Origin of the sequence: Nocardioides panacisoli (genome assembly GCF_019448235.1) — a bacterium.
Lineage (GTDB): Bacteria > Actinomycetota > Actinomycetes > Propionibacteriales > Nocardioidaceae > Nocardioides > Nocardioides panacisoli_A.
This window is the reverse complement of the sequence record NZ_CP080409.1, coordinates 271,224-286,655: the sequence shown is the minus strand read 5'-3', so window position 1 is coordinate 286,655 and position 15,432 is coordinate 271,224. Positions and strand designations below refer to the sequence as shown.

General features: G+C 71.3%; 11 protein-coding genes. 3 read left to right on the top strand and 8 right to left on the bottom strand.

Annotation, left to right across the window (positions count from 1 at the left end; all coding sequences use genetic code 11):
- Positions 1-43: 43 nt before the first annotated feature.
- On the bottom strand, positions 44-739 hold the full coding sequence (locus KUV85_RS01430) for a TetR/AcrR family transcriptional regulator (protein ID WP_219961439.1): 696 nt from the start codon (positions 737-739) through the stop codon (positions 44-46).
- 127 nt (positions 740-866) lie between these two features.
- On the opposite strand from KUV85_RS01430, the gene KUV85_RS01425 reads away from it, so the two are divergent.
- Together KUV85_RS01425 and KUV85_RS01420 are read left to right on the top strand one after the other, a co-directional pair.
- The gene (locus tag KUV85_RS01425; protein ID WP_219961438.1) at positions 867-1,808 is read left to right on the top strand and encodes an NAD-dependent epimerase/dehydratase family protein; all 942 of its coding nucleotides are present in this window, start codon (positions 867-869) and stop codon (positions 1,806-1,808) included.
- 80 nt (positions 1,809-1,888) lie between these two features.
- Positions 1,889-5,272: a pyruvate carboxylase gene (locus KUV85_RS01420; RefSeq protein ID WP_219961437.1), complete on the top strand. Its 3,384-nt coding sequence runs from the start codon at positions 1,889-1,891 to the stop codon at positions 5,270-5,272.
- Between the two features lie 30 nt (positions 5,273-5,302).
- On the opposite strand, the gene KUV85_RS01415 is transcribed toward KUV85_RS01420, so the two are convergent.
- Positions 5,303-6,505 carry a SpoIID/LytB domain-containing protein gene (locus tag KUV85_RS01415; protein ID WP_219961436.1) on the bottom strand — a complete coding sequence of 401 codons (1,203 nt, stop codon included), beginning with the start codon at positions 6,503-6,505 and terminating at the stop codon, positions 5,303-5,305.
- Positions 6,506-6,602: 97 nt separating this feature from the next.
- Here KUV85_RS01415 and valS point away from each other — a divergent pair, with 97 nt between their 5' ends.
- Complete coding sequence (gene valS / locus KUV85_RS01410) at positions 6,603-9,236, top strand: valine--tRNA ligase (protein ID WP_219961435.1); 2,634 nt, start codon at positions 6,603-6,605, stop codon at positions 9,234-9,236.
- Positions 9,237-9,412: 176 nt separating this feature from the next.
- On the opposite strand, the gene clpX is transcribed toward valS, so the two are convergent.
- The 6 genes from clpX to tig all read right to left on the bottom strand — a co-directional run bounded on the left by clpX (position 9,413) and on the right by tig (position 15,403).
- Complete coding sequence (gene clpX / locus KUV85_RS01405; protein WP_219961434.1) at positions 9,413-10,699, bottom strand: ATP-dependent Clp protease ATP-binding subunit ClpX; 1,287 nt, start codon at positions 10,697-10,699, stop codon at positions 9,413-9,415.
- A gap of 117 nt (positions 10,700-10,816) precedes the next feature.
- Complete coding sequence (locus KUV85_RS01400; RefSeq protein WP_219961433.1) at positions 10,817-11,428, bottom strand: ATP-dependent Clp protease proteolytic subunit; 612 nt, start codon at positions 11,426-11,428, stop codon at positions 10,817-10,819.
- 7 nt (positions 11,429-11,435) lie between these two features.
- Positions 11,436-12,041, bottom strand: a complete 606-nt coding sequence (locus tag KUV85_RS01395) for an ATP-dependent Clp protease proteolytic subunit (protein WP_219962833.1) — start codon at positions 12,039-12,041, stop codon at positions 11,436-11,438.
- Positions 12,042-12,145: 104 nt separating this feature from the next.
- Positions 12,146-12,610 carry an SRPBCC family protein gene (locus tag KUV85_RS01390; protein WP_219961432.1) on the bottom strand — a complete coding sequence of 155 codons (465 nt, stop codon included), beginning with the start codon at positions 12,608-12,610 and terminating at the stop codon, positions 12,146-12,148.
- Between the two features lie 17 nt (positions 12,611-12,627).
- A complete protein-coding gene (locus tag KUV85_RS01385; RefSeq protein WP_219961431.1) occupies positions 12,628-13,836 on the bottom strand; it encodes an alpha/beta hydrolase in 1,209 nt (402 codons plus the stop codon).
- A 121-nt stretch (positions 13,837-13,957) separates the two neighbouring features.
- Complete coding sequence (tig, locus tag KUV85_RS01380) at positions 13,958-15,403, bottom strand: trigger factor (protein ID WP_219961430.1); 1,446 nt, start codon at positions 15,401-15,403, stop codon at positions 13,958-13,960.
- Between the last annotated feature and the right edge of the window lie 29 nt (positions 15,404-15,432).

The following is a 15,432-nucleotide window of genomic DNA, read 5'->3' as shown; positions in this document are numbered from 1 at the left end:
CCGAGGAGCGCCCGCGGAGGTGGCGTGAGGAACGAGCCGCCCTTCAGGCCAGCCCCATCCCCTCGGCGAGCCGGGCCAGATGGCGCTCGAAGAGCGTGGCGGGGTCGCCGAAGGCGTCGGGACCGTACTGGCCGAAGAGCTCGAAGCTGACGCAGCCGAACAGCGACGCCCACACCAGGACGCCACGACGGAGTGCTGCGTCGGGGAGCTCGAACCCGAACTGCTCACGGATCCCGTGGAGCCCGGTACTGAGCGCGCCGCCGGGGTCCTCGTCCGGCTCCGACGGTAGCGCCAACTCCCCCGCAGCATGGGCGTCGGCGGCGATGCCGAGCATCGCGGCGGGCACCCGGGTGCCCGGGGCGACGGTCCGCTCGGCCGGCGCGGCGTAGCCCGGCACGGGCGAGCCGAAGAGCAGCGCGTACGTCGCGGGCTCGGCCAGCGCCCACTCCCTCACGGCACGCCCGAGGGCGAGGAACCGGTCGCGGTGCCCGCCGGGCTCGCCCTCGAGCGCCGCGTCGACCGCGTCGCCGAGCTCGTCGTACCCGTCGACCACCAGCAGCGTGAGCAGCGCGTCACGGTCCGCGACGTAGCGGTAGACCGCCGAGGAGACGACGCCGAGCTCGCGGGCGACCGCCCGAAGCGACAGGGCGGCGGCGCCGTGGTCGGCGAGCTGGGCGCGCCCGATCCGGACGATGTCGCGCATGGTCTGCTCGCGGGCGCGCTGTCGCGGGGTCGTCATCGGCCCATCGTCGGTGTGATGCGGAGCGGTGTCAACATTAGTGAGCACTGCTCTTGTTTTTCGGAGCGGGTCCCTCCAGAATCGATGAGAGAGCACCGCTCTCCCCCACCGATCCGCAGGAGGAACCATGACCCCGATCCACGTCGTCACCGGCGCCGGCCCCGTCGGCAGCACCGTCGCGACCCAGTTGGCCGAGCAGCACCACCGGGTGCGACTGCTGACCCGCTCCGGCAACGGCCCCGAGCATCCCCTGATCGAGCGACGCCGCCTCGACGTGTCCCGACCCGACGCGCTCGACGAGGCGTTCGACGGCGCCGTCGCCGTGCACCACTGCATCCACGCCTCGCGCTACGACGCCGCGGCCTGGCGCGCCGAACTGCCCGCCACCGAGCAGGGCGTGCTGGCCGCGGCGGGGCGCGCCGGTGCCGTGGCCGTGTTCCCCGAGAGCCTCTACGCCTACGGCGAGGTGGACGGGCCGATCACCGAGGACCTCCCCCGCACCGCGACCCGCGGCAAGCAGGGAGTGCGTGCCGCGCTGCTCCGCGCACGGGAGGCCTCGACGACACCGACCGTCAGCGTGGCGGCCTCGGACTTCTTCGGCCCACGGGTCATCACCGCCCACGCCGGTGAGCGCATGGTCCCGACACTGCTCGCCGGCAAGCGGCTGTGGGTGATCGGCAGCCAGGACCAGCCGCACTCCTTCACCTACGTGCCCGACCTCGCCGCCGCGATGATCCGTGCCGCCGCCACGCCGGACCTGTGGGACTCCTTCCTGCACGCCCCAACCGGGCCCCCGGTCACCCAGCGGGAGCTGGTCGAGGCGTTCGCGGCTGCCGCGGGTGCGCCGAGCCCTCGCGCCAGCGCCGCCCCCGGTTGGTTGGTGCGCGCCCTGGGGTCGGTGCACCGCGACACCCGCGAGGTGGCCGAACTCGCCCACCAGTTCACCGGACCGTGGGTGCTGGACTCCTCCCGGAGCGAGCGGCGCCTCGGCCTGCAGCCCACGCCGTTCGCGGACGCCGTCCGCGCGACCGTCGCGTGGTGGCGTGACCGGGAGCCCACCGCTGCCTGACCGCTCCGCCGGTGGCCGGGTCCGGCCGTCGCACGGTGGAGGACACACGGGTGACACAGGTCTCTCCTAGGCTGGCGGGCATGTTCTCCAAGGTGCTGGTCGCCAACCGTGGCGAGATCGCCATCCGCGGGTTCCGTGCTGCCTACGAGCTGGGCGCGCGGACCGTGGCCGTCTTCCCGCACGAGGACCGGTGGTCCGAGCACCGGCTGCGTGCGGACGAGGCGTACGAGATCGGTGAGCGCGGCCACCCGGTGCGCAGCTACCTGGACCCGCAGGCCATCGTCACGACGGCGGTGCAGTGCGGGGCCGACGCGGTCTATCCCGGGTACGGCTTCCTCTCGGAGAACCCCGAGCTGGCCGAGGCGTGCGCGGAGGCGGGCCTGACCTTCGTGGGGCCGTCGGCGGAGGTGCTGACCCTGACCGGCAACAAGTCGCGCGCGATCGCGGCGGCACGGGAGGCCGGCGTACCGACGCTGGAGGGGGTCGACCCGACCACCGACGCGGAGGCGCTGACGCGGGAGGCCGCCGAGCTGCCGTTCCCGGTGTTCGTCAAGGCGGTCGCCGGTGGCGGTGGGCGCGGCATGCGCCGGGTGGAGGACCCCGCCGACCTGCGCGAGGCGATCGAGGCCTGCATGCGCGAGGGTGAGGCGGCGTTCGGTGACCCGACGGTCTTCGTGGAGCAGGCGGTCGTGGAGCCGCGGCACATCGAGGTGCAGGTCCTGGCCGACGGCACGGGCCCCGACGGGGTGGTGCACCTGTACGAGCGGGACTGCTCGGTGCAGCGGCGCCACCAGAAGGTCGTGGAGATCGCGCCGGCTCCCCACCTCGACGCCGACCTGCGGGACCGGATCTGTGCGGACGCGGTGAAGCTGGCGAGCGCCATCGGCTACCGCAACGCCGGCACGGTGGAGTTCTTGGTGGACTCCTCGGGTCGCCACGTCTTCATCGAGATGAATCCCCGGATCCAGGTCGAGCACACCGTGACCGAGGAGGTCACCGGCATCGACCTGGTGCAGGCGCAACTGCGGATCGCGGCCGGTGCGAGGTTGGCCGACCTCGGGCTGGCCCAGGCCGACATCACGCTGCGGGGCGCAGCGCTGCAGTGCCGCATCACCACCGAGGACCCGGCGAACGAGTTCCGGCCCGACACCGGCACGATCACCAACTACCGATCGCCGGGTGGGCCCGGCGTCCGCATCGACGGCGGCACGGTCCACACCGGCGCGGAGGTCAGCCCGCACTTCGACTCGATGCTGGCCAAGCTCACCTGCCGCGGGCGGGACCACGCGGCGGCGACGGAGAAGGCGCGCCGCGCGCTGGCGGAGTTCAAGATCCGCGGCGTGGCGACCAACCTCGGGTTCCTCCAGGCCCTGTTGGCCGACCCCGACTTCACCCGTGGCGCGGTCACCACGTCCTTCATCGAGGACCACCAGTACCTCCTCACGGCGCGGCCACCGGCCGACCGCGGGTCGAAGCTGCTCAACTACCTCGCCGACGTCACCGTCAACAAGCCCCACGGCGAGCCGCCGGTCACGGTGCGTCCGGCCGACAAGCTGCCCGAGATCGACCTGTCGACCACCCCGCCCGAGGGCAGCCGGCAGCAGCTGCTCGACCTCGGACCCGACGGCTTCGCCCGGGCGCTGCGGGAGCAGGACCGGGTCGGGGTCACCGACACCACGTTCCGCGACGCCCACCAGAGCCTGCTCGCGACGCGGGTGCGCAGCTTCGACCTCCTCGGCGCCGCCGGGCACGTGGCGCGGATGACGCCCGAGCTATGGTCCGTGGAGGCCTGGGGCGGAGCGACGTACGACGTCGCGCTCCGGTTCCTGCACGAGGACCCGTGGGAGCGGCTGGCCGACCTGCGTGAGGCGCTGCCGAACGTGTGCCTCCAGATGCTGCTGCGCGGACGCAACACGGTGGGCTACACCCCCTACCCCACCGACGTCACCAACGCCTTCGTCGAGGAGGCGGTGGCGACCGGGATGGACGTGTTCCGCATCTTCGACGCCCTCAACGACGTCTCCCAGATGCGGCCCGCCATCGAGGCGGTCCGCGCCACCGACCAGGCGGTGGCCGAGGTCGCCCTGTGCTACACCGGCGACCTCTCCGACCCGCGCGAGGAGCTCTACACCCTCGACTACTACCTCCGGCTGGCCGAGCAGATCGTCGACGCGGGCGCCCACGTGCTGGCGATCAAGGACATGGCCGGCCTGCTGCGCGCACCGGCCGCCCGTCGCCTGGTCACCGCCCTGCGTGAGCGCTTCGACCTCCCCGTGCACCTGCACACCCACGACACCCCCGGCGGCCAGCTCGCCACCCTCACCGCCGCGATCGAGGCCGGTGTCGACGCCGTCGACGGCGCGGCCGCCTCGATGTCGGGCACCACCTCCCAACCCTCGCTGACCGCACTCGTGGCCGCCACCGACCACACCGACCGCGAGACCGGCCTGGACATCGCCGCCGTCAGCGCCCTCGAGCCCTACTGGGAGGCCGTACGCCGCATCTACGCCCCCTTCGAGTCCGGGCTCGCCGCCCCCACCGGCCGGGTCTACCACCACGAGATCCCCGGCGGACAGCTCTCCAACCTGCGCCAACAGGCCGTCGCCCTCGGCCTGGGCGAGAAGTTCGAGCAGGTCGAGGAGACCTACGCCGCCGCCAACGACATCCTGGGCAACATCGTCAAGGTCACGCCCTCCTCCAAGGTGGTCGGCGACCTCGCCCTCTCCCTGGTGGGCATCGGCGCCGACCCGGCCGACTTCGCCGAGAACCCCGGCGACTACGACATCCCCGACTCCGTCATCGGGTTCCTCCACGGCGAGCTCGGCGACCCGCCCGGCGACTGGCCCGAGCCGTTCCGCAGCCGCGCCCTGGAAGGACGCTCCTGGACGCCGTCCGCCGCCGACCTCACCGACGACGAGCGCCACGGCCTCGACACCGACCGGCGGCGTACCCTCAACCAGCTGCTCTTCCCCGGCCCGACCAAGGAGCTCGAGGCAGCCCGCGAGCAGTTCGGCGACGTCACGGTGATCCCGACCGCCGAGTACCTCTACGGACTGCAGAGCGGCGTCGAGCACCGCATCGAGCTCGCCGAGGGCGTCACCCTGCTCCTCGGCCTGGAGGCCGTCAGCGAGCCCGACGAGCGGGGCTTCCGCACGGTGATGTGCACCCTCAACGGACAGCTCCGCCCCGTCAGCGTTCGCGACCGCAGCGTGTCGGCCGACGTCACCGACGCCGAGAAGGCCGACCCCGGCCAACCCGGGCACATCGCCGCACCCTTCCAGGGCGCCGTCACCATCCAGGTCGAGCAGGGCCAACACGTCGCCGCCGGCGACACCATCGCCACCATCGAGGCGATGAAGATGGAGGCTTCGATCACCACCCCCACCGACGGCACCGTCAGCCGGCTCGCGTTCGAGACCACCCGCCCCGTCGAGGGCGGCGACCTCATCGCCGTGGTGGAGTGAGACCGGGCCCGGTCCCGGGTGGGGCCGGGCTCAGCCCACGGTGAACCAGGTGGACTTCAGGCCGAAGCGGAAGCGGAAGTCCGATCCCGACACCGTGACCCGTCCCTTGCTGCCGACGATGCGCACGTGCTCGACGCGACCGCCCCACTGGCCGTTGCCGTCGCGCCAGGCGTCGGCGACGTGGAGCCGCTGAAAGTCGCCGATCTTCGGGTAGGCCTGCTCGATGCGTCGGTCACCCAACCGCACCCGCCACCACCGGTGCGGGTTGCCCGACCAGCGGTCCCAGGGGTCCTGGCGGGCCTGCTGGTAGGCCAGCGGCCCGGGAGCGCTCCACCCGCCGTTGCTCGCGGAGAACTGCGTGAAGGCCGGCTTGCCGCCGTGCGTCAGCATCTCCCGGTGCGTCGCGCGGATCGCGTCGGTCGCGGCCGGGTGCTCGTCGGTGGCGCCGCCGTACACCTGGGAGGCGACGGTGTCGCGGACGTGGAAGGTCTCGCCCCAGCGTCCGTTGCGCTCGTGGATGGCGTACGTCCGTGCGGCCACGGCCTGGGACCGGACGGCCTGCGGGTGCCACAGGGCCGGCACCTCACGGGGTACGACGCCCCGCAGGTACTTCTCCAGGTTGAGGCGGTTGACGGTGATGCGGTCACCGCCGCCGGCACGCAGCGACTGCAGCTTGCCGCGGTAGCTGCGGCTACCGCGCGGCATCAGCAGCGTGATGGGCCGGCCGCCGGCGACGAACTCGACCTCGCCGGGCACGTCGCGCACGCGCTGCCACCCGCCGTCGACCCAGACCGTGATCCGGGTCGCCGCCCCCTTGCGGACCGGCCGCAGTCGCCACTTCTTGGCACCGGCACGCGCCAGGCGCCACTTGTCCCCGGTGCGCAGCGAGCGGGCCTTGAGCCCGCTGCGCGCGCGGACCTTCACCGAGTCGTTGGTGTCCCCGGTGAGCAGCACCTTGATCGCCCCGCCCCCGGTGTCCCAGGAGGTGCCCGGGTAGTAGAAGTCCAGGATCTGGCGGTAGCCCTTGCCGTGCTCCTCCGCGGCGCCCCGCGCGCCGTGCTGGGACAGTCCGCGGCCGTGGCCGTACCCGCGCCCCTTGAGCACGACCGACGAGGCGCCGGTGAGCTCGACCTCGTCCGTGACGCCCCCACGGTCGCGGGCGTCGGGGTGGAGCAGGGTGACCGCGACGAGCGCGCCGGCCACGAGCAGGACCGAGAGGCGGGTTCGCACCATCAGGCGACCGTATCCCTCCGTCGCCGCCTGCGCAGGGGAACCACGCGATCGCGGGCGGTTTCGGGCGCGCACCTCCTGCGCCCTAGGATTCGACACCATGAGCGAGAACCACGGCGACACGGCCCCCGACCCGACCAGCACCGACGTCGGTGCGGTCGCGGTACCGGACAAGCCGGCGCTGGAGGGCCTCGAGGACAAGTGGGCCCAGCGGTGGAAGGACGAGGGCACCTACGCCTTCGACCGCACCCAGCCGCGGGAGAACGTCTACGCGATCGACACCCCGCCGCCGACCGTGAGCGGCAGCCTGCACGTCGGCCACGTCTTCTCCTACACCCACACCGACCTGATCGCACGGTTCCAGCGGATGCGTGGCAAGTCGGTCTTCTACCCCATGGGGTGGGACGACAACGGCCTGCCGACCGAGCGGCGCGTCCAGAACTACTTCGGCGTGCGGTGTGACCCCACGCTGCCCTACGACCCCGACTTCACTCCCCCCGAGAAGCCCGACAAGAAGCGGCAGCTCCCGGTCAGCCGGCCGAACTTCATCGAGCTGTGCGAGCAGCTCGTGGAGGAGGACGAGAAGGTCTTCGAGTCGCTGTGGCGCACCCTGGGCCTCTCCGTCGACTGGGACACCACCTACACCACGATCGGGCCGGCCGCGCAGACGGTGAGCCAGCGGGCCTTCCTGCGCAACCTCGCCCGTGGCGAGGCCTACCTGCAGAAGGCGCCGACCCTGTGGGACGTCACCTTCCAGACCGCGGTGGCCCAGGCCGAGCTCGAGGCCCGCGAGTACGCCGGTCACTACCACCGCGTGAACTACCACCGGCCCGACGGGACGCCGGTGCCCATCGAGACCACGCGCCCCGAACTGATCGTCAGCTGCGTGGCACTCATCGCCCACCCCGACGACGAGCGCTACCAGGACCTGTTCGGCACGACCGTCACCTCTCCCGTGTTCGGGGTCGAGGTGCCCGTCGTCGCCCACGCCGCGGCAGAGATGGACAAGGGCGCCGGCATCGCCATGTGCTGCACCTTCGGTGACCTCACCGACGTGCAGTGGTGGCGCGAGCTGCAGCTGCCCGTGCGCACCGTCATCGGACGCGACGGCCGCTTCACCCACGAGCAGCCCGACTGGCTGGCCGGCGAGGCCGCCGTGGCGGCGTACGACGACCTCAAGGGCAAGACGGTCTTCTCGGCCCGGGAGCTGATGGTCGCGAAGCTGCGCGAGAGCGGCGACCTGGTCGGTGACCCCGAGCCCACGCAGCGGATGGCGAACTTCTTCGAGAAGGGCGACAAGCCACTGGAGATCGTCGCCACCCGCCAGTGGTACATCCAGAACGGTGGCCGCGACGCAGGGTTGCGGGAGCGCTTCGTGGACAGCGGCAAGCAGGTCCAGTGGGTGCCCGGCCACATGCAGCACCGCTACGACAACTGGGTCGGCGGCCTCAACGGCGACTGGCTGATCTCCCGCCAGCGCTTCTTCGGCATCCCCTTCCCGGTCTGGTACCACCTGGACGAGCGGGGCGAGCCGGACTACGACGCGCCGCTGCTCCCGGACGAGGCCGATCTCCCCATCGACCCCTCCACGGCGGCGCCGGCCGGCTACACCGAGGAGCAGCGGGGCGAGCCCGGCGGCTTCATCGGTGACCCCGACGTCATGGACACCTGGGCGACGTCCTCCCTCACCCCGCAGATCGCGGGCGGCTGGGAGAGCGACGACGACCTCTTCCAGCGCGTCTTCCCGATGGACCTGTGCACCAACGCGCACGACATCATCCGCACGTGGCTGTTCTCCCGCGTCGTGCGCTCGGAGTTCGAGCACGGACAGGTGCCGTGGAGCCACGCGGTGATCTCCGGGTTTATCCTCGACCCCGACCGCAAGAAGATGTCGAAGTCCAAGGGCAACGTCGTCGTGCCGACCGAGATCCTGGAGAAGTTCGGCGCCGACGCCGTGCGGTGGCGCGCCGCCAAGGCGCGTCCCGGCCTGGACTCACCGTTCGACCAGAACGAGATGAAGGTCGGCCGCCGGCTGGCGATGAAGGTCCTCAACGCGTCGAAGTTCGTGCTGAGCAGCGTCGGTGCCACCAGCGTGACGCCGGTCGCGATCACCGATGCCTTCGACTGCGCCCAGGTCGGCAAGCTCGCCGTGGCGATCACCGAGGCGACCGACGCCTTCGAGGCCTACGACTACACCGGCGCGCTGGACGTGATCGAGCGCCACTTCTGGGAGTTCTGCGACGACTACCTCGAGCTGGTCAAGGAGCGGGCGTACGACGCCGACGGCGGCTCCGGTGCCGAGTCGGCCCGCGCCACGCTGGCGCTGGCACTCGACGTGCAGCTGCGGCTGCTCGCGCCGTTCCTGCCCTACGTGACCGAGGAGGTCTGGTCGTGGTGGCACGACGGCTCGGTCCACCACGCGGCGTGGCCCACCGCCGGCGAGCTCGGCTCCGCCGCCGCCTCCCCCGCCCGTGCCGTGGACGCGGTCGCAGCGGCCCTCGCCGGCATCCGGGGCGCGAAGTCGCGCGCGAAGGTCAAGATGAAGACGCCGCTGGCCCGCGTGGAGGTCGCCGGTCCCGCCGAGGCCGTGGCGGACGCGCAGATCGCCGAGCAGGACCTGCGCCGTGCCGGTCACGTCACCGGCGACCTGGTCTTCACCGCCCGGGACGGCGCCGAGGAGATCAGCGTCGAGGCCGAGATCGCGGAGGACTCGGGCACTTCGTCCGTCGAGTAGCCGGGCGCGAGGTATGAGCGCCCGGCGTATCGAGTCGCGCCGACCCCCGCAGGTCCTGTGGGCGGCGTGGGTTCGGCTGGTCTCGATACGCCGCATCGCGGCTTCGTCCCTCAGCCGCGGCGACTACTCGACCTCTGGTGACGACGCGACCGACCTCCTTCGTCGGTCGGTCGCTGTCACGCAGACTTCTTCTTGCTCTCCTTGCGCAGGACCAGCTCGGGCGGAACCTCGTCGTCGACGGTCTCGCGGGTGAGCACGACCTTGGCCACGTCCTCGCGGGACGGGACGTCGTACATCACGTGGAGCAGGGTCTCCTCGATGATCGCGCGCAGGCCACGGGCACCCGTGCCGCGCTCGAGCGCCTTGTCGGCGATGGCCGCGACGGCGTCCTCGGTGAACTCGAGCTCGACGTCGTCGATCTCGAACAGCTTGCGGTACTGCTTGACCAGGGCGTTGCGCGGCTCGGTGAGGATCTGCACGAGCGCCTCACGGTCCAGCGGCGCGACGCTGGCGATGATCGGCAGGCGGCCGATGAACTCGGGGATGAGGCCGTACTTGGTCAGGTCCTCCGGGCGCACCTCCTCGAGGAGCTCGTGCTCCTCGACCTCCTGGTGGTTGCGCGGGTCGGCGGTGAAGCCCAACGACTTCTTGCCCACGCGCTGCTCGATGATCTGCTCGAGCCCGGCGAAGGCGCCACCGACGACGAACAGCACGTTGGTGGTGTCGATCTGGATGAACTCCTGGTGCGGGTGCTTGCGCCCGCCCTGCGGCGGCACCGAGGCCGTGGTGCCCTCGATGATCTTCAGCAGGGCCTGCTGCACGCCCTCACCGGAGACGTCGCGGGTGATGGAGGGGTTCTCCGCCTTGCGCGCGACCTTGTCGATCTCGTCGATGTAGATGATCCCGGTCTCGGCCTTCTTGACGTCGTAGTCGGCGGCCTGGATCAGCTTGAGCAGGATGTTCTCGACGTCCTCACCGACGTAGCCGGCCTCGGTGAGCGCGGTGGCGTCGGCGATGGCGAAGGGCACGTTGAGCATCCGGGCCAGCGTCTGGGCGAGGTAGGTCTTGCCGCAGCCGGTCGGCCCGATCACCAAGATGTTGGACTTGGCGACCTCGACGAACTCCTCCTTGGAGTGCTTGCCGGTGGTGGAGGACACCGCCTGCACGCCGGCCTGCACGCGCTTGTAGTGGTTGTACACCGCGACCGCGAGCGACTTCTTCGCCTGCTCCTGGCCGATGACGTAGGAGTTGAGGAAGTCGAAGATCTCCTTGGGCTTGGGCAGCTCCTCGAGACCGACGTCGGAGCCCTCGCTGAGCTCCTCCTCGATGATCTCGTTGCAGAGATCGATGCACTCGTCGCAGATGTAGACCCCGGGGCCTGCGATCAGCTTCTTGACCTGCTTCTGGCTCTTCCCGCAGAAGGAGCACTTCAGCAGGTCGCCTCCGTCACCGATGCGTGCCACGGATCGTCCTCCTCAACTCGACCGGGATCGAGTGTTCACCATCAAGCGTTCGCCCCGACCGTACTCCGAACCACCCCCACAGCGGTGGTGGACACGGCGCACGGTCGGGGCTCATGGTCAGGTCGTGAGCGTCGGGGCGCCCTTGAGCGAGTCGAGCACCGAGTCGATCAGACCGTACTCGATGGCCTCCTCGGCGGTGAGGATCTTGTCGCGCTCGATGTCGTTGCTGACCTCCTCGACCGACTTGCCGCTGTGGCGGCTGATCATGGTCTCCAGCAGCTCCCGCATCCGCAGGATCTCGTTGGCCTGGATCTCGATGTCCGAGGTCTGGCCGAACGTGCCCTCGGTGTAGGGCTGGTGGATGAGGATCCGGCTGTTGGGCAACGCCATGCGCTTGCCCTCGGTGCCGGCGGCCAGCAGGATCGCGGCGGCCGAGGCGGCCTGGCCGATGCAGACGGTCTGCACGTCGGGCTTGATGAAGTGCATCGTGTCGTAGATGGCCGTCAGCGCGGTGAAGGAGCCACCGGGGCTGTTGATGTAGATGCTGATGTCCTGGTCGGGGTTCATCGACTGCAGGCACAGCAGCTGGGCGATGACCGCGTTGGACACGTCGTCGCTGATCGGGGTGCCGAGGTAGATGATGCGGTCCTCGAACAGCTTGGTGTAGGGGTCGATCCGGCGGAAGCCGTACGACGTCCGCTCTTCCCACTGCGGGATGTGATAGCTCATGGTTACCTCACGCCTTCTTGTGGGCCGGTCGGCCCTGGTCGGCCGCTTCGCGGGCGCTCTTGATCACTTGGTCGACCAGGCCGTACTCCAGCGCCTGCTCGGCGGTGAACCACCGGTCGCGGTCGGCGTCGGCGGTGACCTGCTCCACGCTCTGGCCGGTGTGCTCGGCGATGAGCCCGAGCAGGACCTCCTTGATGTGGAGGGACTGCTGGGCCTGGATCTTGATGTCCGAGGCCGAGCCGCCCATGCCCGAGGAGGGCTGGTGCATCATGATCCGCGAGTGCGGCAGCGCGTAGCGCTTGCCCTTCGCCCCGGCGCACAGCAGGAACTGGCCCATCGACGCCGCGAGCCCCATCCCGACGGTCGCGACGTCGTTGGGGATGTAGTTCATCGTGTCGTAGATGGCCATGCCCGAGTCCACGGAGCCACCCGGGCTGTTGATGTGCAGGAAGATGTCGGCGTCGGGGTCCTCCGCCGACAGCAGCAACAACTGGGCGCAGATGGCGTTCGCGTTCGAGTCCCGGACCTCGGAGCCGAGGAAGACGATCCGCTCACGGAGCAGCCGCTGGTAGATGTGGTCGTCGAGTGCGTTGAGCCCTGGCGCCCCGTTCATCTCGGGGCCGGTGGGATTCTGAGTCACGACAGCGACACTAACGGGGAGCGTCGACGAATCCACGCGTTCTCCCGCCCTGTTCGCCCACGGCGTACCCCGGCACGTCAGACCGCGGCGGCTGCGGCGAGGCGGTCGACGGTGAGCTGCATGTCGTCCTCCAGCTCGTCGACGTGGTGGGCGAGCCCACCGAGGAAGAGGCGGGCGAACACGCGGGCGCCGACCGGGCGGCCGGTCACCGGCCGGCGATGGACGATCCGCGTGCCGGCCCCGTCGGCCTCCAGCTCCCAGATCCACCGCGCACCGCTGGTGCGGGTGTCCCAGGCGAGCCGCCGCCCCTCCTCCCGTCCGGTCAGCACCGAGCGGGAGGGCCACCAGACGCGACCACGGCGATTGATGCCGAGGTACCACTGGCCCACGCGCTGGCCGCCCGGCTTGAGCGGGAGCATGCGCACCGTCTCGGGACTCCACTGCGGTAGCCGCGAGAAGTCCGACAACAGGGCCCACACGCGCTCGGGCGGCACCGCGACCGTGGCCTCGGCCCGCAGCTCTCGTGACTCCTCGCCGGTCATGAGCCGATCCTCGCAGGTCAGCGCAGCCACTCCCGCAGCGCCGCGAGCACCTCGGGATGGTTGAGCAGCCCGAAGTGCCCGGTGCGCCCCACGTGGAGCCGGTCGGCGTCGGCGAAGACCTCACGGCCTGCGCGGTCCCGCCCCACCGCCGAGGTCGGGTGGACCAGGAGGTCGCCCACGGCGCGACCGAGGGGGTGCCGTGCGGACCCGGTCACCGTGGCCGCCACGAGGTGGTGGCGCACGTGCGGCGAGGGCGGCAGGTCGTGCCCCAGGCCGCGGGTGAGGTCCCGGATGCCCGCGGAGCGGCGCTCGAGGATGCGCTCGGAGAACGCGGCCGACTCGGGCAGGATCCGCAGCAGGCTGCTGCCGCCGGCGGCGCCGGAGGCCAGGTGGGACCCCAGGTGTGGCGAGCCGAGCGTCACCACGTCCGTCGTACGCCGCGCCCACGGCACGCCGACCTCCTCCTCGGCCACCACGGCGCCGGCCGCGCGGGCGACGAGACCACCCATCGAGTGGCCGACCAGCGCGATCTGCTCCACGGGCACCGCCCAGGCGTCGACGAGCTCCTGCAGCAGGGCCGAGAGGGCGGCGCCGTTCTCGCGCACCGCGAGTCCGGAGTTGTAGCGCACGCGCACGGGGGTCCACCCGAGACCGGCCAGGGCGTCGGGGTACGTCGTGCCGGTGGCCTCCCGGTGGAGCTCCCAGCAGGACTCGTCCTCGCACAGGCCGTGCAGGAAGACCGCGACGCGCCCCGTGGCGTCGGGGAAGGTCTGCGCGAGCGTCCCGGGCTCGATCGGCACGTCACGCCCGCGGTCACGCACGCTCATCGCGATCGCCAGTTGGGGTCGTTGGCGCAGCAGCTCGTCGCCGATGAGGCCGTTGACGGCGGCAGTCAGGAACCGCCCCCGGGCGTCGCCGTCCAGGGGCCGGCCGCCACCGCGTTCGGCCCAGCGGTCCAGTCCGCGGGCGACGCCTCCCAGTGAGGTGCCCAGTGCGCCGTACACCGCCGTGGCGATGCCGCGGTGGAGGACCTCCGCGGGGCGGGATCCGACCCCGGTCCCCCGCCGCACCAAGCCGTGGACGCGGTCGGAGACGGCGCGGTGGGTGTCACGGGCGGTGCCGACCACCAGCTCGTCACCGGTGGCGGCGAGCAGGGACAGGGCGTCGAGCAGGGTCGGTCCGGGGGCCGTCACCGGTGCGGGCTGCGTCGACAGGGGGCTCGCCATGGGAACAGCCTAGGACATTCGGTGCACATTCGTACACCCAAGCCGGTGAGCCGCCCCTCGCAACGCACGAGCGGCCCCGGGGGACTCCCCCGGGGCCGCTCACGAGCCGTCGTGCGGTGGCTCAGGCCTTGCTCTCGTCGCTCTCCTCGGCCTCGTCCGCCACCTCGGCGGCGCCCTCGTCGACGGGGAGCGAGACCTCGGTGAGGTCCTCGCCCTCGGCCTGCTGCTCGGCCGGGTCGGCGTAGGTGCCGTCGGGCTGCAGCGTGGCCAGCTCGACGGTGTTGCCGGACTGGTCGGTCACCGTGGCGTTCTCCACGATGGAGGCGAGCGCCTTGCCGCGGCGGATCTCACCGACCACCTCGGGGAGGTGGTTGTGCTCGAGCATGTGGTTGACGTACTCCTGCGGGTCCTGGCCCGCCTGCTGGGCACGGCGCACCATGTGCTCGGTGAGCTCCTGCTGCTCGATCTCGAACTCGCCCTCCTCGGCGATCCGGTCGAGCACGAACTGCGCCACCACGGAGTCGCGGACGCGGCGGTCGAGCTCGGCCTCGAACTCCTCCTGCGTCTGCCCCTCGTCCTCGAGGTACTTCTCCATGGTCATGCCGGCCATCGCGAGCTGCTGCTCCATGCTCTGGCGGCGGGCGTTGAGCTCGTCGGTCACGATGCCCTCGGGGACCGGGATCTCGACCTGGTCCAGCATCGACTCCAGCACCGCGTCGCGGGCGGCGGCCGCCTGCTCGAGGCGCTTGTTGCGCGTGATGCGCTCGCGCAGGTCGGCGGTGAGCTCGTCGAGGGTCTCGAACTCCGAGGCCGTCTCGGCGAACTCGTCGTCGAGCTCGGGCAGCTCCTGCTCCTGGACCTGGCTGACCGTGATCTCGATGTCGACGTCCTGGCCGACCAGGTCGCCACCGGCCAGCTGGGAGGTGAAGGTCTTGTCCTCGCCGGCGGTCATGCCGGTCAGGGCCTCGTCGAGTCCGTCGATCATGCCGCCACGGCCGACCTGGTAGGAGAAGCCGGTGATGTCGGCGCCCTCGACGGTCTCGCCGTCCTTGACGGCCTTCATGTCCATGACCACGAAGTCGCCGTCAGCGGCGGGCCGCTCGACGTCGATGAGGGTCGCGAACCGCTCCCGCAGCCCCTGGACCTGCTCCTCGACGTCGGCGTCGGTGACCTCGATGTCGTCGACCGTCGCGGTCAGGGCCGAGGTGTCGGGCAGGTCGAACTCGGGGAGGGTGTCGAACTCCGCGGAGAAGGTCAGCGGCTTGTCGTCACCGAAGTCGAGGTCGTCGACCTCCGGCTGGGACAGCGGCGTGAGGCCCTCCTCGCGGATCGCCTCGACCAGCGCGGACTGCAGCTGCTCGTTGACGGCCTCGCCGATCACGGCCTCGCGGCCGACCTGCTTGTCGATGATCTGGGGCGGGACCTTGCCGCGGCGGAAGCCGGGGACGTTGATCTGCCGCGCGATCTTCTGGTACGCCGCGTCGAGGCTCGGCTTGAGCTCCTCGAAGGGCACCTCGACGGTCAGCTTGGCCCGGGTCGGGCTCAAGTTCTCGACGGCGCTCTTCACAGCTTGTCTCCTTCGATGTGGTTCAGGTC

Coding starts and splice junctions, on each gene's coding strand:
- KUV85_RS01385 (WP_219961431.1), bottom strand. CDS start 13,836: ATGGCGAGCCCCCTGTCGACGCAGCCCGCACCGGTGACGGCCCCCGGA.
- valS (WP_219961435.1), top strand. CDS start 6,603: ATGAGCGAGAACCACGGCGACACGGCCCCCGACCCGACCAGCACCGAC.
- KUV85_RS01415 (WP_219961436.1), bottom strand. CDS start 6,505: ATGGTGCGAACCCGCCTCTCGGTCCTGCTCGTGGCCGGCGCGCTCGTC.
- KUV85_RS01420 (WP_219961437.1), top strand. CDS start 1,889: ATGTTCTCCAAGGTGCTGGTCGCCAACCGTGGCGAGATCGCCATCCGC.
- KUV85_RS01430 (WP_219961439.1), bottom strand. CDS start 739: ATGACGACCCCGCGACAGCGCGCCCGCGAGCAGACCATGCGCGACATC.
- KUV85_RS01400 (WP_219961433.1), bottom strand. CDS start 11,428: ATGAGCTATCACATCCCGCAGTGGGAAGAGCGGACGTCGTACGGCTTC.
- KUV85_RS01395 (WP_219962833.1), bottom strand. CDS start 12,041: ATGAACGGGGCGCCAGGGCTCAACGCACTCGACGACCACATCTACCAG.
- KUV85_RS01425 (WP_219961438.1), top strand. CDS start 867: ATGACCCCGATCCACGTCGTCACCGGCGCCGGCCCCGTCGGCAGCACC.
- KUV85_RS01390 (WP_219961432.1), bottom strand. CDS start 12,610: ATGACCGGCGAGGAGTCACGAGAGCTGCGGGCCGAGGCCACGGTCGCG.